Source organism: Clostridium pacaense (genome assembly GCF_020709765.2).
GTDB lineage: Bacteria > Bacillota > Clostridia > Lachnospirales > Lachnospiraceae > Enterocloster > Enterocloster hominis.
Genome location: NZ_JAJFEB020000012.1, coordinates 104,192 through 124,568, shown reverse-complemented (window position 1 = coordinate 124,568; position 20,377 = coordinate 104,192). Strand labels below are relative to the sequence as shown.

At 54.8% G+C, this 20,377-nt stretch carries 16 protein-coding genes; 4 read left to right on the top strand and 12 right to left on the bottom strand.

The window, feature by feature from the left end:
* Positions 1 to 23 precede the first annotated feature (23 nt).
* On the bottom strand, positions 24 to 1,379 hold the full coding sequence (locus LK536_RS48500) for an MATE family efflux transporter (protein ID WP_008722910.1): 1,356 nt from the start codon (positions 1,377 to 1,379) through the stop codon (positions 24 to 26).
* Entirely contained in the window at positions 1,369 to 1,818 is a 450-nt protein-coding gene (locus tag LK536_RS48495) for a MarR family winged helix-turn-helix transcriptional regulator (RefSeq protein ID WP_008722908.1), read from the bottom strand. The genes LK536_RS48500 and LK536_RS48495 overlap by 11 nt, the downstream gene beginning before the upstream one ends.
* Positions 1,819 to 2,030: 212 nt before the next feature.
* On the opposite strand from LK536_RS48495, the gene LK536_RS48490 reads away from it, so the two are divergent.
* A complete protein-coding gene (locus tag LK536_RS48490; RefSeq protein ID WP_227796402.1) occupies positions 2,031 to 2,834 on the top strand; it encodes an EcsC family protein in 804 nt (267 codons plus the stop codon).
* Between the two features lie 8 nt (positions 2,835 to 2,842).
* On the opposite strand, the gene LK536_RS48485 is transcribed toward LK536_RS48490, so the two are convergent.
* From LK536_RS48485 to LK536_RS48470, 4 genes are all read right to left on the bottom strand, one after another.
* Positions 2,843 to 3,103, bottom strand: coding sequence for a putative signal transducing protein (locus tag LK536_RS48485; RefSeq protein ID WP_008722904.1), 261 nt, complete (start codon positions 3,101 to 3,103; stop codon positions 2,843 to 2,845).
* Between the two features lie 1,123 nt (positions 3,104 to 4,226).
* Positions 4,227 to 4,688, bottom strand: a complete 462-nt coding sequence (locus tag LK536_RS48480) for a YbhB/YbcL family Raf kinase inhibitor-like protein (protein ID WP_008722899.1) — start codon at positions 4,686 to 4,688, stop codon at positions 4,227 to 4,229.
* A 1,065-nt stretch (positions 4,689 to 5,753) separates the two neighbouring features.
* The gene (locus tag LK536_RS48475) at positions 5,754 to 7,151 is read right to left on the bottom strand and encodes a sensor histidine kinase (RefSeq protein WP_227796403.1); all 1,398 of its coding nucleotides are present in this window, start codon (positions 7,149 to 7,151) and stop codon (positions 5,754 to 5,756) included.
* Complete coding sequence (locus tag LK536_RS48470; RefSeq protein ID WP_227796404.1) at positions 7,148 to 7,873, bottom strand: LytR/AlgR family response regulator transcription factor; 726 nt, start codon at positions 7,871 to 7,873, stop codon at positions 7,148 to 7,150. Before LK536_RS48470 ends, LK536_RS48475 begins: the two co-directional genes overlap by 4 nt.
* Positions 7,874 to 8,059: 186 nt before the next feature.
* Here LK536_RS48470 and LK536_RS48465 point away from each other — a divergent pair, with 186 nt between their 5' ends.
* The 3 genes from LK536_RS48465 (at position 8,060) to LK536_RS48455 (ending at position 13,931) form a co-directional block, all read left to right on the top strand.
* Positions 8,060 to 8,437, top strand: coding sequence for a hypothetical protein (locus LK536_RS48465; RefSeq protein WP_227796405.1), 378 nt, complete (start codon positions 8,060 to 8,062; stop codon positions 8,435 to 8,437).
* A 117-nt stretch (positions 8,438 to 8,554) separates the two neighbouring features.
* On the top strand, positions 8,555 to 12,649 hold the full coding sequence (locus tag LK536_RS48460; RefSeq protein WP_506092191.1) for a leucine-rich repeat domain-containing protein: 4,095 nt from the start codon (positions 8,555 to 8,557) through the stop codon (positions 12,647 to 12,649).
* A 412-nt stretch (positions 12,650 to 13,061) separates the two neighbouring features.
* Positions 13,062 to 13,931 (top strand): helix-turn-helix domain-containing protein, encoded by an 870-nt coding sequence (locus LK536_RS48455; protein WP_227796407.1) that lies wholly within the window; start codon positions 13,062 to 13,064, stop codon positions 13,929 to 13,931.
* Between the two features lie 17 nt (positions 13,932 to 13,948).
* Here LK536_RS48455 and LK536_RS48450 read toward each other — a convergent pair whose 3' ends face one another.
* The 6 genes from LK536_RS48450 to LK536_RS48425 form a co-directional block, all read right to left on the bottom strand.
* Positions 13,949 to 14,803 (bottom strand): PhzF family protein, encoded by an 855-nt coding sequence (locus LK536_RS48450; protein ID WP_025482612.1) that lies wholly within the window; start codon positions 14,801 to 14,803, stop codon positions 13,949 to 13,951.
* Positions 14,804 to 15,006: 203 nt separating this feature from the next.
* On the bottom strand, positions 15,007 to 16,383 hold the full coding sequence (locus LK536_RS48445) for an RNA polymerase factor sigma-54 (RefSeq protein ID WP_227796408.1): 1,377 nt from the start codon (positions 16,381 to 16,383) through the stop codon (positions 15,007 to 15,009).
* A gap of 43 nt (positions 16,384 to 16,426) precedes the next feature.
* Positions 16,427 to 16,615, bottom strand: a complete 189-nt coding sequence (locus LK536_RS48440) for a hypothetical protein (protein ID WP_227796464.1) — start codon at positions 16,613 to 16,615, stop codon at positions 16,427 to 16,429.
* The gene (locus tag LK536_RS48435; RefSeq protein WP_227796409.1) at positions 16,605 to 18,530 is read right to left on the bottom strand and encodes an oxidoreductase; all 1,926 of its coding nucleotides are present in this window, start codon (positions 18,528 to 18,530) and stop codon (positions 16,605 to 16,607) included. Before LK536_RS48435 ends, LK536_RS48440 begins: the two co-directional genes overlap by 11 nt.
* 21 nt (positions 18,531 to 18,551) lie before the next feature.
* Positions 18,552 to 19,559, bottom strand: coding sequence for an electron transfer flavoprotein subunit alpha/FixB family protein (locus LK536_RS48430; protein ID WP_008722883.1), 1,008 nt, complete (start codon positions 19,557 to 19,559; stop codon positions 18,552 to 18,554).
* Between the two features lie 14 nt (positions 19,560 to 19,573).
* The gene (locus LK536_RS48425) at positions 19,574 to 20,377 is read right to left on the bottom strand and encodes an electron transfer flavoprotein subunit beta/FixA family protein (RefSeq protein ID WP_008722878.1); all 804 of its coding nucleotides are present in this window, start codon (positions 20,375 to 20,377) and stop codon (positions 19,574 to 19,576) included.

Sequence of the window (20,377 nt, the reverse complement as noted above, 5' to 3'; positions counted from 1 at the left end):
GTCGTCTGAACATCATTTCCCGGTTAATCCACCAGCCGTTTGGACATCCATCTCCCGCTCTTAACCCTCAGATGGGAGAATATGAATCCAATTGCCCATCCCGTAGGAATGGACCACCAGATAGCGCTGGCGCCTATGTAGTGTGCAAGCAGGTAAGCGATTGCCACGCGCGCAAACAGGTTGACGACGGAGCTGAGCATGAACGCCCCCATGTCCCCTGCCCCGCGCAGCAGGCCGTTGCCCACAAACAGTGCGCCCATCAGCAGATAGAACACGGATACGGTCTTCATATATTTAAGGCCGTAGCTCATGGCGCTGCCCTCGGAGCCCTGCTTCAGGAACAGTCCCAGAAGCTGGGGTCCGAACAGGTAGATGAGCAGGGTGATGATTACAGAGAATATGAAAACCATGAACATGCAGGATTTATACCCCTGCTTTACCCGGTCCACCTTCCCTGCCCCGATGTTCTGGGCCGTATAACTGGACATTGCGTTAGAAAAGTTCATGTTCGGCAGCATGGCCAGGGTATCAATCTTAGTGGCTGCCGTGTAACCTGCCACAAATACCTTTCCGTAAGAATTGACCAGGCCCTGCATCATCATCATGCTGACAGAGACAATGGACTGCTGTAGCATGGAGGGCACCCCTACCTTTGCAATCCTTCTTGCGGCATCCATGTCAAAAAAGGCAAAATCCCTTCCCCGGGCGCAAGGCTCATCCTCCATCCTCCGAAGCCGGCCAACCAGCACGAAAAATGAGATGAATGCGCACAGCCCCTGTGCAATCAGGGTTGCCCAGGCCACTCCTGCCACCCCCATATTGAACTTAATGACAAACAGCAGGTCCAGGACAATGTTGGTCAGGGCCGACACCATCAGGAATTTTAACGGGGTCTGGCTGTCACCCAGGGCGTTATATATACCGTTCAGGGAATTATACAGGAAAAGGAACACTGCACCGCCAAAATAAATCCTCAGGTACGACAGGGAATCCGCCATGATATCCGGGTCCGTTCCCAAAAGCTTAAGCAGCGGAAAGGAGGACAGTTCCCCGATGCCCATGATGATAAGTCCGATTACGCCAAGGGATATGAGGGCGGTTGACACCGTCACCTTCATTTCCCTGATTTTCCCGGCTCCGAAGAACTGGGAGATGACAACGGTACATCCCATGGAAAGTCCGGCCGCCACAGCCACGGAAAGGAATACCACCGGAAAGGATGAGCCAACCGCGGCCAGGGCGTCCTCGCCCACGAACCGGCCCACCACCATGGAATCCACCATGTTGTAAAGCTGCTGGAACAGGTTTCCCACCACCATGGGAATTGCAAAGAAAAACAGTAGTTTTAAAGGTTTCCCCTCTGTCAGGTTATTTATCATATGTACTTCCTTCCCTCTGAATGATTTGATTGTGTCTGTATTCCATGGCGTTTTCGGCAATGCGCTTGACAAAATCCTGGTACAGACAGCGTTCTTCCTCCGTAAAACCGGAAAAGCAGACAGCATCCCATTTTTCAAAAATCCTGTCTATCTCAGACAGGATCTGATTCCCCTGCAAGGTCAGGCTTACCAGCTTCTGCCGTTTATTATTTTCATTCACAACCCGGCAGACCAGCCCCTTCTCCTCCAGTTCCGACAGGTTCCTGGCAATCCTGCCCTTATCCATGTCAAAATGGATACATACATCCTCCTGGGTACAGCATCCCTTGCGCAAAAAAATAAGGATTTTCCCCTCCAGAGGCTGAAGCCCATACTTTTCCAACTCAGTCCGTATATATAATAGCTCACAACGGCGGTATATTCCTATATACTGGTTCATGCTTCCTCCCTGTTCATGATTACGTGTAATTGATTGCATTATACAACAGTTGCAACAATCAACCATTATAACGGCTTCTCATGTGTCTGTCAAGCATAATGTCCATAATAGTTTTAACAGTTTCCCATCTGTTTCCCATTCACGGATTTTTGTGGTATCATATCAGACAACAGGAATGATTCGGATTTAACCAGAAAAGCAGAGGTGATAGCATGAGATTCAGAAGGAAACCGGCCCGTGAAGCAGAGTGGGCCGCGCTTAAGAAGCAGGAGGACCGCTTCCTCCTGAACGCAGGAAAAGAAAGACAGCCCGTCCTAAACCGTCAGCTGGAACGGTTTGTGCCTGACAGACTGTCCTCTACCCTTGACCTGGCATTCTGTAAGGCATTTGAACTGGTGCTTGAAAAGGGAACCGGCGTCATAGAGAAAACATACCACAAAGAAAACCGCGAGATGGCTTACAAGGTCAACGCTTACGCCGTGGGCCTGAAAGAAAGCAGGAAAAACCTGAAGGCATTTTCAAAAAATGCCAAAAACAGCAAGGCCGTCAACCTCCTGGCATCCGGCGCCAGCGGTATGGGGCTTGGCGTCCTTGGCATCGGGCTGCCCGATATTCCCCTGTTCACGGGAATGATCCTGAAGGCAATCTACGAACTTGCCCTGAGCTATGGCTTCACCTATGATACGGCCGGTGAGCAGTGTTTTATCCTACGGTTAATCCGCACCCCCCTTTTATCAGGGGAAGAACGGATCATGGCTGATGAAGGGCTGAACCGGATGATTACAGGATCCGTATCCCTTTCCCCTGACCAGGCCTTTGCCGGACTGGATAAAAAGGAAGAGATACGTCTGACAGCAGAAGCACTCTCCCATGAACTCTTATATATGAAGTTTCTCCAGGGAATCCCGGTTGCAGGGGTGATTGGCGGAATGTATGACGCGGTGTATATGAAGAAAATCACGGATTACGCGGAAATGAAATACAAGCGCCGTTTCCTGGAACGTATCTGTAGATAGTATCCACCCTATTTCAGTTTACCGGCCAATGCCGCCTGGGCCTTTTCATAATCCTTTCTGTTCACATATATCTTATATTCACATGAGCAGGAGGGATTGCTTCCCAACCGGTCCACCCCAATCGGCCCTGAACCTATATTGCGCGCGGCAGTGCCGCCCGTGTCCACAATATAGTCAATCCCGCACCCTTCAAGGGCGCTCCTGGCCTTGGACTGAAGCTCCATGGAATAGGTGACAAGAAGTTCTTTCCTGTTAAAAACCGTAATCATGGCCGTTCCCCCTTTCGCTGTATATCCGTCTTATTTTCCAGATTGTTTTTTGTGGTTCCATTGATATTTTTCATTGCCTGTATAGCTATTTCAGTCGCCATAAGATGACAGATTGTTCCATGGTCAGGCCCCGCAAACCCACATGAAATGGGCATTACATGGTTTTGTAAAGTTGGGCACCACGAAATATAAAATCAGCACGCCCTTGTCCGACCTGCTGATGTGCATAGTATACCATACTTATCCCGAAACCGCAAGAGGCAGGACGGCCTTTGCGGGTGCCTAACCGAGGGGCCTGTATGATTAATCCTGAATCCCCGAAAACATGCTTCTATCGTTCCGCATGACCTCCCTGACGTGAGATTGGCGCCGTCACATGCCTGGGCTATTTCCATGCGTGGCCGATGTACCAATCCCATACAAAACAATCGTGGCAAGCAGGGCAGGAGTATATGCACTCCTGCAAAACGCTTGTTGGGGACCGGACCCCAAAACCAGAAAAGAACCGCCAGCGACGGCCCTTTTCACCGCCCTTACGGGGCGGCTACGCATCCTCCGGACGCTTTCAAATATGAGAGACACACCTTTTTCCCAGGCGGTAAGGTTTAACGTCTTTCAGCGCCCGCAAGGGCGAGTAGCCGCTCCACAGGCGGAGCGTTTAGCAAGGCAGCGAAAGCGGCCCTTATCGGGGGATTGGGGTGCCTTATACCAATAAGGCGTACTACGTCAATCTATTTGTCTTTGTGGGTAATTTTGCGAAATAGCATTTTTATTCCATCTAAGACAATACCATAAAGCAAAAAAGTTAAAACTAAGCCAATATACCAATAGATAGATATTTGGCCAGTAATCGTATTACATGGCACTTGCAAACCAGAGTCCATTAAACTATATAATGGGCCTTGGGAGTCAGCGATTATATTCAGTAATGGGTTAAATCTAATGAGTACAATGCTTTTTGAATCTTGTCCGATTTGGTGCATAAAAATCTCGAAAACAGATATGATTAGACACCAAAAGATAAAAGACTTCGTTGTTTTTTTCAATGCAAAACCTCCGTTTATTACAAAATTCTGTCGTTCGCCTTATCCGACGAAGGCACTCTTACCCAATAAGGCGCACATCATCTATAGTGCCCTGCTAAAACAGCTTGCTGCAAAATGTGCCCTTGCATAGCTTCCATTAAATCCTTTTTCCTGGAGGTACTGGGCAAATCAAGAAAACAGTCCAGCACAAACACATTGAAGTGATACATATGTGACCACTGAAATGGCGGCTTTGGTCCTCGATACCGGTGTTTTCCATAGCCAAGTCCTTGCACGGCACCACCTAAAGAGCTCACTTGTTCCCCATGATGGATATTCCCTGGGATTACAGATATGGCGGGAATATTCCAGATGACCCAATGATTATAGGCTGGTATTGGATGGTCCATATCATTCATAATAATTGCGATAGATACAGCATCTTTGCTTAAACCAGTCAACACCAATTCGGGTGATCCGTCCGCTCCATATCCGGTATACTCTTTTGGAATCATCCCCCCGTGTTCAAAACAGGGAGATGTAATCATTAAATAATCCATTCGCTTTCCCTCTCAAATGCTACACAACTTAACCATTTCCATTCTAATATCAGCGTGCGGAAATGTCAAACAGTTCATTTTGTATCATAACTTCATGTTACTGTCCATAACTCTTTTTGTATATCCGGGCACCGATTGTGAACTATTTTGTCGCTTTACACATATGCCCATTTTACAAGAAACCCAGTAACCATGCGGTTTTCAGCTTATAGAAAAGACGTAACCGGCTAAAAAAATAACTATTTTTTATTGCCTGAAAGCGAAAAAACCGCTTAAAAGGCTATGTAAGTTTTTGCGGGGCGTCCCGCAAACCCGTATGAAATCAGGGTTTGCGCATATGCCCTTAAAAAGTCCCGTTACGCTTTGCAACGTGCGCTTGTAAAGTTGGGCGGCATTTGGGCGGCAAAAAAGCAAAATCAGCAAGCCCTTGTCCGGCCTGCTGACAGCCCTATTATACAGCATATGCCCCTAAATAGCAATCCCCGAAAGCTGTTGATGATGGGCTACAGGCACGGGCCGAAAAGAGCCTGCCAACGGAACATTAGGCCCTTAAATCCCCTGATAGAACGGGGCTTTGCGGACGCCAAACCGTGGGGGCCTGTATGCTTTATCCCGAACCCCGGAAAACGGGCTTCTATCGTTCCGCATGACCGCCTCGGCGTGAGACTGGCCCCGTCTCATGCCGGGGTTATTTTTATGCGCGGCGGGAATCCCAATCCCACGCAAAACAATCGTGGCAAGCAGGGCATGAGCGTACACACTCCTGCAAAACGCTTGTTGGGGGATGGACCCCAAACCCCGGAAAAGGCCCGCCAGCGGCGGCCTTTCCATCGTCCCTTGCGGGCGGCTGCACGTCCTGCGGACGCTTCCAAGCATGAGGGGCATACCTTTTTCCAGCCGGTCAAGTCTCCCGTCTTACAGCGCCCGCAAGGGCGCGTGGCCGCTCCACCTGTGGAGCGTTTGGCAAGGCAGCGTTAGCGTCCCTTGCCGGGGGATTGGGGGCCTCCCCAACAAGCGGATTTTCGGAGAAAATCGCAAGTGCATATGCACTTGCCCTGCTTGCCGCTATTGTTGTAGCGGAAAAGACCCTGCCCCAGCCGGTACGTTTTCCCCCGTCCCGTCCGGGACGGTTTTCAGCAGCACGGAGGCATAGAACACCCCGGCTTTCTGCTCAAACTGCGCCGTCCCGCCGTACCGGGCCGCGATGTCCTGGACGGAGGCAACGCCGATTCCGGCCCCCTCCCGTTTGGAGGACAGGGGCGTGTCCCCGTCGAACCTAACGGTTGTCGCGCACGGATTGTCCACCAGAATGAGAAGCGCCGCGCCGCCACGCTGCCGCACCCGGAGCTGAATGGTTTTCGGCCCGCCCGCCGCCTCACGCTTGCAGGCTTCCACCGCGTTTTCCAGCAGGTTTCCCAGCAGCACCGTGATGTCCGTGCTGGACACCGGGCAGGCGTCCGGGTAGTCTATCCCCGCTTCAAACTCGATACCGCCCTCCCGCGCCAAGTCCGCGTAATAGCGGACGATGGCGTTCACCACGTCGTCCTGACAGTACCGCTCCCGCGTGTCCGGGGGCAGCTCATTTTGATAGAGGCCAATATAGTCCGTGAGGCCTGCCTTGTCGTCCCGCTCTATGTAGGACTGCACCACGGCCAAATGCTGCCGGAGGTCGTGGCGGGCCTTGCGCGTTTCGTCCATGTTTGCGGCCAGCGCATCAAACTGCTTTTTCTGCGCCAGCAGGCTTTTGTCGGCGTAGACAAGCGCCGCCTCCAACCGCGTCCGGGTACGGGAGGTTTCCAGCACGTTCAGGGCCACATAGGACACATAACAAGCGCCAAACAGCATGAGGTAACGGGACACCAGAAATTGCCACGAGGCATAGGCGTAAACGTCCGTCACGGTGCAGTAGAGCATACCGAACAGCGTGGAAAACAGCGGGATTTTCCAGAGGTGCCGCCACATGGCGTCGTCGTTTATGTTCAGCGCGTCGGCTACCGTATGGTAGAGGAACCGGAGCAAAAACGGGCAGGTAATCAGGTAGACCGCCACGCGGGCGATATTGTAGACCAGATAGGGGTGCAGGCCGGAAAAATCCCAAAAGTACCGGCTCTCAATAAAGTTTGCGTTTCCATACACAAAGAACGACCACGCCAACAGCAGCAGGTAGGTAAACATCAGCTTTGAAAAGCTCTCTTTTATCAGCAGAAACGCAAGGGACAGGAAGATCAGCAGGAAGCAGTAGCGCGTGATCGTCGTCCACCTTGCCGCCGCCTCGTAGCCGCCGAGGTTGATCGCGTAAAAGACCGCGCTGTATGCCGCCGACAGGAGGATTTGCAGCGCCACCACATACCGGAAGGGGATACGGAGCTTGTCGCGGAACAGCCAGTACCGGGGCAGCGTGAAGGGCAGGAAATCAAGGAACGGGAACAGCAGCACCATCAGCGTGTCAACGGTATCCATCATAATAGCGCCTCCTCCCTCTCCCGCTGGAACAGCCAGGCGTGATACAGCCCTTCCAGCCTCTTTTTCTCCCGCTGGGCAAAGGGGACTTTTCCCCCGGCGTCCATCACAAAGTCCAGCCCGTCCATGCGCTCCACCCGTTCCGCGTTGACGATACAGCCCTTATAGCAGGGCAAAAACTGCGGGTAGGGGGAAAGCAGCCCGGCCAGCTCCCCGAAGGGGACGCGGAACCGGAGGACGCCGCGCCCGTCCGTGTGGATTTGCGTATAATGCGCCTCCCGGTCGCACCAAAGGATTTCACGGAGCAAGACCCTTTCCCGCTCCACGGAGATAAACCGGGCGTTTCGTATCTTCTCCACCCCGGCCAGCTCCATAGTCTTTGTAAAGTCCCCGTAGTTGTAGGGCTTCACCAGATAGCCGCAAGCCCGTACCCCGTAGCTCTCGACGGCGTGGCTCTGGCTGGTGGTGACGAACACCAGCGCCGCCAGCGCGTCCTTCTCCCGGATTTTCCGGGCCGTTTCCATGCCGGAAAGCCCGTCCATGTACTGGTCGATAAACACAATATCCCACGCCCCCGGCGTGAAGCCGGATAGAAAATCCTCCCCGTTTTCAAAGTCCGCAACGTCGGGCGCTTCCCCGGCGTAATGCTCATTGAAATATCGGTGCAGGCAGCCCCGCAAGTCCTCCCGGCACAACTCCATGTCGTCTATAATCGCGGCTCTCATATCCGAAGCCCTCCCTCCGTATCACAATACAATTTCCTTGTCAAGACCATTTTACAGCAAAAATCCGGTTTCCACAATGCAAGTTGAGGCCAAAAACTGCAAATTGCGGCCACCCCCTTGAAAATCGGCGTTGATACTCCTATTGTAAAGAGGTAGAAAGCAAGCTGGACAGGAAGGAGGCCGCATATGTGGAGCATGATCGTCTGCGACGGTGACGAGGCGGAACGGGAGCAGCTGATGGGCTTGGCCCGACAGTGTTTGGAGGAAAAGGGGGTGGAGGCGCGGGTGACGGGCTGCGCGGACTGGCCGGAGCTGGACGGTATCGTGAAGCGGGTGCTGCCGGACGCGGTGATCGTGGCGCAAGACAGCGTGGAGGGCTTGAACACCATCACCAGCGCAAGGCTCCTGTCCCGGAAAATCATCTGGTTTTCCGATCTGGATTTTGGCGTGCAGGCGTACCGGCTGTGCGTCCCGTTCTTCTGTCAAAAGCCGGTGTCGCGTCACAAGATGGAGCAGGCGCTTTCCCGGCTCTTGGAGGGGAACCCAAAGGCCGGGAAGCTGTAATTTTTCAAAAAGCAATCAAAGGGATTTGAAGGGGGTATACCCCCTTCAAGCAGCTCTTGCAGAGCTGCTTGAAACGCCCCTGTCTGTCCACTTACAAAACGATAGGAGGAAAAGGGAATGGGAAACAGGAAACAACCACGCGGCCTTTCGCTGCTGCTGTGCGCCGCCCTGCTGGTTGGACAGCTGGGGACGACGGTTTACGCGGAGGGGCCGCCAACAGGCGGCGGGGGCCTGTGCGAACACCACCCGGCGCACACGACGGAGTGCGGCTATGTGGAGGCCGTTGAGGGCCAGCCCTGCCAGCACAAGCACACGGACGATTGCTACACGGACGAGCTGATTTGCGGCTATGACGAGGACGCGGAACCGGCGACCAGCAGCGACGCGGCCCACGAACATACGCAAGAATGTTACGCGCTTGACTGCCCCCACGAGCGCGGGGAGCATGACGGGGATTGCGGGTACATAGAGGCCGTGCCGGGCCACACCTGCGGCTTTGTCTGCGAAATCTGCGACGAGGAAAAAGACAGCGGCGGCGTGTGGGAACAGACCGGCCAGAAAGAGGAAAGCGGCCTATCCGCTATCACCGTGACCGGCTTTGACAAGCTGGACGCGGCGGTACAGTATCAGACCGTTTCCCCCGGTACAAAGCTGGACAAGCTGAACCTGCCCGCCACGCTGGGCGCGTCCGGGTATACCGTGGGGGAGGATACCGAACCCGCCCCGATCATTATTGGGGGCGTGACGTGGAAGCCTGACACGAAGTATGACGACACCGCCGAACAGGGCGGCTATACCTTCACCCCTGTTCTTCCAGCCGGTTACACCTGCGCGGGGGACATGGCGCTGCCGGAAATCTATGTGCGGATTGGGGCGGCAAACGTCACTTTGGCAAATGATAGTAACGACTACAATACCGGCGACATGGCGGCTTTTCAGGCTATCCTTGTTGCGCACCCCTCTTTAGTGAGTGGCGACGTAAAAAAAGAGGACCCGGCCAGCTGGACGGGGCTGGTGATATGGGACGAAAACAGCACCCCAAAAAGAATTACCCGCCTTGAATTGTCCAGCAAGGGCCTTTCCGGGAAGCTGGACGTATCCGGCCTGACGGCCCTGGCCTATCTGGACTGCTCCCTTAACCAGCTAACGGAGCTGAACGTGACCGGGACGGCCCTGGCCTCTCTGTACTGCTTCAAGAACCAGCTGAAAACGCTTCCCAAGCTGGACGGCCTGACGAAACTGGTCACTCTGAACTGCGCCAAGAACCAGCTAACGGCGCTGAACGTGGCCGGGACGGCCCTGACCCATCTGAACTGCCAAGGGAACAATCTGGAAACGCTGGACGGGCTGGGCAGCCTGACGAAACTGGTCACTCTGAACTGCTCCGAGAACCAGCTAACGGCGCTGAACGTGGGCAACCTGACGGGGCTGACCTATCTGGACTGCTTTGATAACCAGCTGACGGCGCTGGACGTGTCAAAGAATACGAGCCTGACCTATCTGTACTGCTACGATAACCCCTTCGCCTCATTCAAGACAAAGGCCGGCTATACCCTGACCGTCAACCAGACGGCGGGCGGCACGGTTTGGACGACTGCATTTGATTCCAGCAACAACGCAATAACCTTGATGGCAAAGCCCGGCACCGGCTATTCCTTTCAGTCATGGACAACCCCTCCCGCCGGAGCTTCACAGAGCGGATATGAGATTAGCTTTGATCTGACCAGCGACACGACCATACAAGCGGCCTTTGTTAACAACAATGACGTGAACAACGACGGCTACCATGACGGCGACGTGGCGGCGATTAACGCCATCATTAAAAACAACGGCCTGTCGTCGATCTCCAAGGACGACCCGGCAAACTGGACTGGCAAGGGAATAGTATGGGACACCAGCAGCCCGAAAAGAATTATCAAACTGACCATAAACAGCAAGGGCCTTTCCGGGAAGCTGGACGTGTCCGCCCTGACGGGGCTGACCTCTCTGAACTGCGCCAATAACAATCTGACGGGGACGCTGGATGTGGGCAACCTGACGCTACTGACCTTTCTGTCCTGCTCCGGGAACCAGCTGACGGGGACGCTGGACGTGGGCAATCTAACGCTACTGACCCATCTGGACTGCTTTGATAACCAGCTGACGGGGACGCTGGACGTGGGCAACCTGACGGGGCTGACCTCTCTGTCCTGCTTTGATAACCAGCTGACGGGGACGCTGGACGTGGGTAATCTAACGCTACTGACCTATCTGGACTGCTCCGGGAACCAGCTGACGGGGACGCTGGACGTGGGCAACCTGACACGACTGATCTCTCTGTACTGCTTTGATAACCAGCTGATGGCGCTGGACTTGTCTGGCCTGACAAGCTTGACCTATCTGTACTGCGGCAACACGCCGCTCAGCTCTTTTACCGCCCCGGACGGAAAAACGCTGACCATTCAACCCGCCAGCGGCGGCAAAGTCATATTCGGAAGCAACGACCCCAATGTCTATCCTAATCCGGGCTATGATCTTGCCACAAAGCAAACGACCCTGACCGCCGTTCCAGACAGCGGCAAGCAGCTGGACGGCTGGACGCGCGACGGCGCGGGCGCGGGCAGCGCCAACCCGCTTGTGTTTGCGCTTTCGGGAGACGGCACGGTAACAGCTGCCTTTAAGGACAGCGGCAGCGCGCCCAGCGGCGGGGGCGATCATTCAAACTCCGACGACAGCCGTTCCTCTGTGACGATCACGACCCCGCAGCCGCCCCAGCCGGACAGCCCCGTGCTGGCCGTGGTGGAAACGCCCGTCACCGTGAAAGACGGCACGGCCACCGGGACGGCAAACGACGGCAGCACGTCGGAGGCGATTACCAAGGCCCTGAACGCCGCCAAGCAAAAGGGCCGGGAGAAATACGGTATCGCCGTCCAGTACGACGCGACCACGGCGGTGGCCTACGACGGCTTTTCCATCACCGTCAGGCGGGCAACCCTCGACCGCCTCCTTGGCCCGAATAACGGCGTGAAATACCTGACCCTCCATACGTCCATTGTGGATATGACGTTCGGGCCGGCCGAGCTGACCGAGATTGCCCGCCAGACCAGCGGCGACGTGACTTTCACGGCGGCCAAAGCGCCCGGCCTGACCGGTGACGCGCTTTCCGCTATCGGCACCCGCCCGGCCTACGACCTGAAAATCAGCTACCAGAAAGACGGCAAGCCGGTCTACCTGTCCAGCGTGGGCAGCGTGTCCGTGGGCCTTGTCTACACCCCCGCCGAAACTGAGCAGGCCGGGGGCCTCTACCTCGTCTACGCGGACGGCAAGGGCGGCGCACAATGGCTCTACCGTTCCAGCTACGACGGCAGCGGCAGCGTGATCGGCTCTGTGGAGCATTTCAGCGTCTACGGCGTGGGCTACAAGCCCGCCCCGGTTTTCACGGACACAGTGAACCATTGGGCGAAAAGCGATATTGATTTTGTCGCCAGCCGGGGCCTGCTGACCGGCACCAGCGACGCCACCTTTAGCCCAAACAGCACCATCACACGGGGCATGTTCGTGACGGCGCTGGGGCGGTTGGCCGGTATCGACCCGGCGGCCTATGCTTCTTCCAGCCGGTTTTCCGACGTTCCCGCCACGGCCTACTACGCCCCCTTCGTGGAGTGGGCGGCCTCCAAGGGCATTGTCAACGGCACCGGCGCGAATACCTTTGAACCCGACCGGCCCGTGACCCGAGAGGAAATGGCGGCCATCATGCAGAGGTACGCCGAAAAGCTGGGGTACGTCCTGCCGAAAGAGCGGGAAGCGGAAATATTCGTGGACGACAACCAAATCACCGGCAGCATGAAAGACGCGGTACAGGCCATGCAGCAGGCGGGCGTGATGAACGGCAGGGGCGGCCACCTGTTCGCCCCGAAAGACACCGCCACTCGCGCCGAGGCCGCCGCCGTCCTGCGGCGTTTCGTGGAGGTCGTGATTGACCGTGATACCGCCGAGGGCTGGACGCAAAACGAGGCCGGGGGCCGGTCATACTACGAGAACCACAAGCCCGTCACCGGCTGGAAACAGATTGACGGCAAGTGGTACTACTTTGACGCTGCGGGCCTCATGCAAGCGGACGGCTGGCGGCAGATTGGCGGCAGCTGGTATTACTTCTACCCGGACGGCGGCATGGCGGCCAATACCACAATCGGCGGCTATGAAGTCGGGCCGGACGGCAAACGAAAAGAATAAGCAATAAGCAAGGAAGCAGCAAAGCGGGGAGCGAATGATCTAACGTCATTCGCTCCCCGCTTTGCCATAGTGATGGCTTATAACCGCACAACCCCTTGCAGCTTTTTATAGCCGTCCGTGGAATGTGGGCGGCATGTGGGCGGCATTTCACTAATTTTTACAGAAAAAAACAAGCGAAACGCCGGGCTGAAATAGCCCGCAAACCTAGTATTCATGCGGCTTTCCGGCGCTCCACCGATTGCATAAATCCTTTTAAGGCTGGCTCATAAGTTACTATTTTTTATTATATCGTATCGAATGAGCCTGATAAGGTTGAAAGGGCAAGGATATGACAGACCCAGCACAAAATGTGAAACATAACCATTCCGGATGTATTATAATAATATCATCGAATCATACAGGAGGATGAAGTATGAAAACGAATATACAGATCATCCAGGAAGTGGTTGATTACATTGACAGCCATCTGGAGGACAGGCTGGACTCAGAAAGCATTTCCCGGCAAGCCGGGTATTCCAGATACCATCTTAGCCGGATGTTCACATCCATTACCGGGCTTTCCCTGCACACCTATATCCAGAGGCGGCGGCTGACCGAGGCTGCAAGGCAGCTGGTGTTCACGGACCGGCCTGTCATGGACATCGCCCTGTCCGCAGGGTATGGCAGCCAGCAAGCTTTTACAGTGGGGTTCAGGGCGCTGTTCAGAACCAGTCCCAGGGCATTCAGGAAAAAGGGGGACTTCCATCCCCTGCAGCTTAAGTTTACCGCAGACGGGACAGATGCACTGAGGGGAGACAGGATAATGGATATACACACAATGGAAAGCGGCCCCATATACCTGGCTGGATATAAGAAAAACACACGCCTTGGCTTCTTTGTCATAGGACAGTGCTGGCGCAGGCTCCACGCCGCAAAGCACACAATCCCCAACCGGAAGGATCCTGATTTCCTGGTTGGCCTTAATGATTACACGAAATGGGATGCGGATGCGGACAGACAGCCTGCCTTTGACTACTATGCCGCATCAGAACAGACTCAGCCCGGCAGGCTTCCCCCGGGAATGGAGGCAAAGGAACTTCCTGCCGGAAAATATGTCATCTTCCGTTTCAGGGCCAGGAGCACGGACAGCTTACAGCCGGTGGCAGATTATATCTACAAGACATGGTTTCCACAGTCCACCTGCCGTCTGAACGGGCATGCGCCATATGATTTCGCACGATATGGCGAGGAGATGGACGCGGATGGGAAAAGCCTGATTGAATATTGGCTTCCTATTATATAGGGATTCCGCCGTTGTCCCTAAACCTCAACGTTCTTCCTGCCATCCACATATCCGTATCCGCCCACACGGACTCCTGAGACAGCATGGCTGTCACCTTCCACATGGACATATATCCTGGAAATGCTGTTTAAATTATGTCCTTGTTCAAACACATACCGGGACTGCCTCAAACCGTATTGGTACAGGTAGCAGGCCAGGGCACAGTTGGAGGTGCCGGTTGCGGATTCCTCATTGATTCCATAGAGAGGGGCAAAATTCCTGCATACCGCGGTCAACTCCCCCGCCTCCTTCATAAGCGAAAAGGCATGGACACCCACGCAGTCCTTTTCCCGGCTCAGCCTGGAAACCTCCGCAAAATCAGGGATCATATCCCCTAAAGCCGCCGGACTGCTTATGGGGACCAGTATATCCTTTAATCCGGTAGAGACAATCTGGACAGGCATGTCATCCGCAATGATGTCCGGACAGAAGCACCTTTGTAAATCAACCTTATCCAGCGTTTCATAAAAACGCGGGGCATTCTGTTCCATGAGGATCAGGCCGTCCTCACCGGCAGTGACCCGCAGGATGCCTGATTTCGTCTCGATGGTGTAACACGGTTTATCTAACATATGTAAATGCCTCAGCACAACAAACGTGCCCACGGTTGCATGACCGCACAAGGGGACTTCCCCTGTGGGTGTAAAATATTCCAGTTTCAGGTCAGCACGCCCTGACTCCGACACAAAGGCTGTCTCCGGATACCCTAACTGATATGCTATCCCGGTTTTTTCCGCCTCATTCAGATCCGGCCCCGCAAGCACCACGCCTGCGCGGTTTCCACCCATATCATCTTTACTGAATGCACTTGCAACATAAACATTTACGTTCATAATCATATCCTCTCCCACTGCCCGGTTCTCATGGATGTCTGTGATAATCCGGGGTCCGCCTATCCTTTTTCACATTTCATCATTTTCTCATGCGGTTAATATAATGTCAAGGATATCTTATATGGCATATGCTCCACCCAAAATCAGCCCACGCAAAAAGCGGGAAAACCATAAACCAGTTTTTCCCGCCCTTCTATCCTTCCCTACACCTTCCGCTCATACACGCTCCGTATCCCGGCTTCCTCCCGGTAATTGGAAACGGTCCTCCTGGAAATCCTCAGGCCATATTCCTTTTTGAGCATATCAGCCAGCTTCCCGTCACTGTAGGGCCTGTCTCCCGGTTCCTTTTCAATGAGGAATGCAATCAGTTCCCTGACACTGGATTTCCCCATGGTGCCTGTGACGCGGCCCTGACCATCCACCACGTCCACGCCCTTGCTGAAGAAATACTTAAGGGGCAGGATGCCCTGGGGACATGACACATATTTGTTGGAAACAATGCGGCATACCGTGGATTCATGGACTTCCAGTTCATCCGCAAACATCTTATATGTCATCCCGGTAAGGAATCCGCCTCTGAAAAAGCTGCCCTGGACCTTCAGCAGGTATTCCCCCATCCTGCAGATGGTCCGGTTGCGCCTGCTCACTGCCAGATATATCTGCCTGGCCCTCAATAGCTTCCTGTCCATATATTCCTGCAGTTCTTCATTATCCTCATCCTTCATGGTCCTGCGGTAAAAATCGCTGACACAGTACTGGCGCATGTAATAATCATTAACCCTGACCTCCAGTCCACCGCCCCTGGGTACGACCAATATATCGGGAATCACGGTTTCCACAGCACAGCCTTCCCCGGAATCCCGGATTGGATACGGCTTAAGCGTACCCAGGACCCGTACCCACCGCTTGACCTCCTGAAAGGAGGCGTGGATCATATGCGCAATCTGGACAAAGGTCATCTCTGTTATATCTTCCAGATGGTTCATGCAGAGGTCCCGGAAGGCGTCCGGCACATGGATTCCTTTTTTCATAAGCTGGAACAGGAAATACTCCCCCATGGAAACGCATCCGATTCCCTCAGGCTCCAGCTCCATCAGCTGTTTCCTGAGAACGCGGTACTGCTTGACCGGTATCTTTAACAGCCTGCTTCCTTCCCGCTCAGAAAAGGCCAGGAAGCCATGGTCATCCAGAAGAAGGATCATCTGTTCCAACAGGCGCCGCCGGTTCTCCGGTGTGCGGCCATCATAAAGCTGTTCCTTGATATCCATCCTCCAGTCGCACCCGGATGTACCATACTCCTTTCCACTGTCCCCGTCCGCATCCCCGGCTTCCGGTCCGCTGCCATTCCCTGGAATTGTCCTGGTTTCCTTTACATTGGCCTTATAATATTCCAGCCACTGGTACTCTTCTCCCGAGAACCCCTCCCTCTGTTCAATGAAGGGATTCTCCAGATATTCTTTTTTCAGCAGTTCGCCTACCTGGGCATTGCCCAGATGAAGGATATGAAGGGACTGGTACTGGTACGCGGACAGCGTCTGCTTCTGTTTCAGTTCCTGGCTCATGACCAGACCATTTTCCACGCAACCCCCTCCTCTTATTAACAGAAGCCATATCCACAGGAATTCATGCCATACACCGGAACCCATGCCGTACACCGGAACCATGCCGTACACCGGAACCCATGCTGCACACCGGAACCCATGCCGCACACCGGAACCCACGCCGCACACCGGAACCCATGCCGCACACCGGAACCCATGCCGTACACCGGGCCTCAATGGGACACTGCCATCCGGCAGGTTCAGATATCACAGGCTGCCGCAAATGCCTCCTGCACATTGGAAAACCCGTTTTTCACCGAGGCCGCATCCCCGATGGGCCTTACCTCCAGCCCCGTGTCAGCCAGCATTTCCCTAAGTCCCTGTGATGGACGCATCCCCACTGCCAGGATGATCTGGTCAATGCCTTCCACACGCATTTCCCTGCCATCCTTTTCCAGGACAACGGTTGTTCCTTCCACACGCTTCACGGTTGTCATGGTGTACATGGACACGCCCAGCTCCCTCAATGCCTTCAGAAGGAAATACTTCGGGCCAGGCTCGCAGTCAATGGCAATGGCCTCCCGCATCTCCACCAGCTCCACCGGAACCTGATAGCCTGCAATGAACTCCGCGGTTTCCGCACCCGCAAGCCCTCCGCCTATGATCAGCGGATGATTGCCGAACGGTTTCTTCCCTGTAAGGACTTCCTGGGCAAATGCAGTTCCCGCGGTTTCGATTCCGGGAACAGGCACCATCACAGGCGTGCTTCCCGTTGCGTCAAGCACCAGATCCGGCGCCATCTTAAGAAGGAACTCCCGGTCCGCTTCCTGGTTCAGAAGCACGGTCACTCCCAGGCGTAAAAGCATATGCTTCTGCCAGCTCACAAAGGAAGGAAAATCCGCCTTGCTGCATGGGATGCCGGCCGCAATCCACTGGCCTCCCAGCCGTGCTTCCCGCTCCGCCAGGATTACCTGATGGCCCCGCATGGCCGCCACAATGGCTGCCTCACAGCCGCTGATGCCGCCTCCGGCAACCACTATCTTCTTAATATGTCCTGCCCTGTCCTCCGGCGAATATGTGGTTTCCTTGCCTGCAAATGGATTCACAAGGCAGGTAAGTGTCTTTTTCCTTAACGTGCTCCCAAGGCATCCCTGGCAGCATCCGATGCAGGTGAGTATGGACTGCGTATCCCCTGATTGGAGCTTAGCGGGCAGGTACGGGTCTGCCACGGAAGCCCGCCCCATGGCCACCAGGTCTGCCTTGCCGGACAGGATTACCTCCTCCGCCAGCTGCGGGCTGTTAATCCTCCCCACCGTTGCAACCGGGATGCCCACAACCTTCCTTATCTCATCTGCCAGTTCCACAAACGCGCCGCTTTGCACATAGAAGCTGGGAACCGTATTGTAAAATGTGGCCGGCCCTGACTGGGAACAGTTGATGGCATCCGCCCCGGCCTGTTCCACCAGCCGGCAGATGGCCTTTGCCTGCTCCACATTCATGCCCTGGTCAATGAACTCCGTGGCTGAAATCCGCAGCAGCACAGGATAATCCCATCCCGCCCTTTCCTTCACCGCCTTCACTGTCTCCACTGCAAACCTGGCACGGTTCTCCAGCGTGCCTCCGTACTCATCCACCCTCCGGTTGGAGAACGGGGACAGGAACTGGGCAATCAGGTATCCATGGGCGCCGTGAAGCTCCACTGCGTCAAATCCGGCCTTCCTGGCCCGCAGCGCCGCATCCGCGAATTTTTCCTCAATAGCCTTAATTTCCCCAACCGTCAGTTCATGGGGCACCTCCCGGTTGGAAGGGTCGCAGATGGGGGACGGACCCACGTTATGGATGCCTGTGATGCCGCTGTGCGTATTCCTTCCCGCATGGTAAATCTGGGCGCAGATTTTCCCGCCTGCAGCGTGGATCCGGTCCGTGCACTTCTTATAACCTTCAATCTGCCCGTCATCCCAAAGTCCCGGCAGTTCCTTCTTAACGCCCACTCCCTCGTCAATCAGGAAATCTTCCGTGATGATCAGCGCCCAGCCGCCCTTTGCCCTGGTTTCATGGTAGGCAATGAACTGCTCCGTGGCCCTGCCGTCCTCCCCCACAAAACGGGTGGACATGGCCGGCACAATCAGGCGGTTCTTCAGCTTCATGGTGCCAATGTGGTTTTCTTCAAATAAACATTCATACATGGGAAAATGACTTCCTTTCGTCTAAGCGCGGCTCTTCTTGATTTCCTGGATCAGTACGGGGATTACCAGCTTTAAATCCCCTACCACGCTGTAATCAGCAATATGAAAGATTGGGGCTTCCGGATCCTTGTTGATTGCTATGATGGTGCCGGAACCGCTCATTCCTGCCACATGCTGGATGGCCCCGGATATGCCGCAGGCAATATACACCTTGGGTCCAACGGTCTTGCCGGTCTGTCCCACCTGATGGGCATGGGCAATCCAGCCGGAATCCACTGCGGCACGGGACGCCCCCACAACACCGCCTACCAGGTCAGCCAGTTCCTTTAAGGGTGCAAAGCCTTCAGGCCCTCCAACCCCGCGGCCGCCGGACACGATGATTTCAGCGCCCTCCAGATCCACGTTCTCAGCCCCCATCTCATGGATGACCTCCACCAGGCGGGTGCGTATCCTGTCAGCCGTGATGTGGATATCCTCATGGATGACCTCTGCCTGCCTTGCATCATCCCTTTCACCCTTTTTGAACACGCCCGGACGGACCGTGCCAATCTGTGGGCGGTGGTTGGGGCAGAGGATGGTTGCCATCAGGTTTCCTCCAAAGGCAGGACGTGTCCATGCCATGTTGCCGCTCTCCTCATCAATATCAAGGCCCGTACAGTCCGCTGTCAGTCCTGTCCTCAGACGGCAGGAAATACGCGGCCCCATGTCCCGGCCCTCATTGGTTGCGCCGATCAGCATGGTGGTAGGCCCGTATTTTTCAACCAGGGCGCAGACCGCGTCCGTGTAAGCGTCGGTGGTGTAATGTTTATATTCTTCCCCGTCCACGGCGATTACCTTGTCAGCCCCGTATGCAACGGCTGCCTTCACAGCCTCCCCGATGCCGCATCCGATTACCACGCCTATCAGTTCCCCGCCCTGCTTATCAGCCAGGCGCCTTCCCGGATTCAGAAGCTCCAGGCCCACGTTCCTGGCCTTTCCTTCCTCATCCGTTTCTATAAATACCCATAAATCCTTATTCTTAGCCTCCATGTCAGTTCCTCCCTCTATCCAATGATATTTGCATCGCTTAACATGGCGAATAACTTCCTGGCCGATGCCTCGCTGCTGTCCTCAGAAATCTTGATCCCACCCTGCTTCTGGGGAGGAGTAAAGCTTTTCTTAACCTTGGTAGGGGAACCTTTTAAACCGATGCTTTCCCTGTCCACAGGCAGGTCGTCCGCTGTCAGGGTCGGTATCTGCGCACGCCCTGCTGCCAGCTTGGACTTGATGGTAGGGAACCTTGGGTCAAAGTAGGGCTTTGTAACCGTGACAACACACGGCATGCTGGCTGCCAGCACCTCAAAGCCGTCCCCTGTCTCACGTTTTACCAGGACCTCCCCGCCTTCCACCCTGGCTTCCACCGCGTAGGTGACCTGGGGATAATCAAGATGCTCCGCAATCTCAGGTCCGACCTGGGCCGTATCGCCGTCAATGGCCTGTTTGCCGCAGAAAATGATATCAAATTTACCTTCCGTCTCCTCCAGCTTTTCAATGGCTGTCTTAAGGGTATAGCTGGTAGCCAGGGTATCGGCTCCGCCAAAGGCCCTGTCGCTGACCAGGTACGCCTTGTCACCGCCCACGGCCAGGCACTCCTTTAAAGCCGCCTTGGCCTGCTCCGGTCCCATGGATAAAAGCGTTATCTTTGTTCCTGGTGTCACATCCTTAATCCGGGCGGCAATCTCCAGAGCATATGCGTCAAAGGGATTGACGATGCTTGGAACGCCTGCACGGATCAATGTATTGGTTACCGGATCGATTTTAATTTCGGTTGTATCCGGTACCTGTTTGATACAAACTAATATATTCAT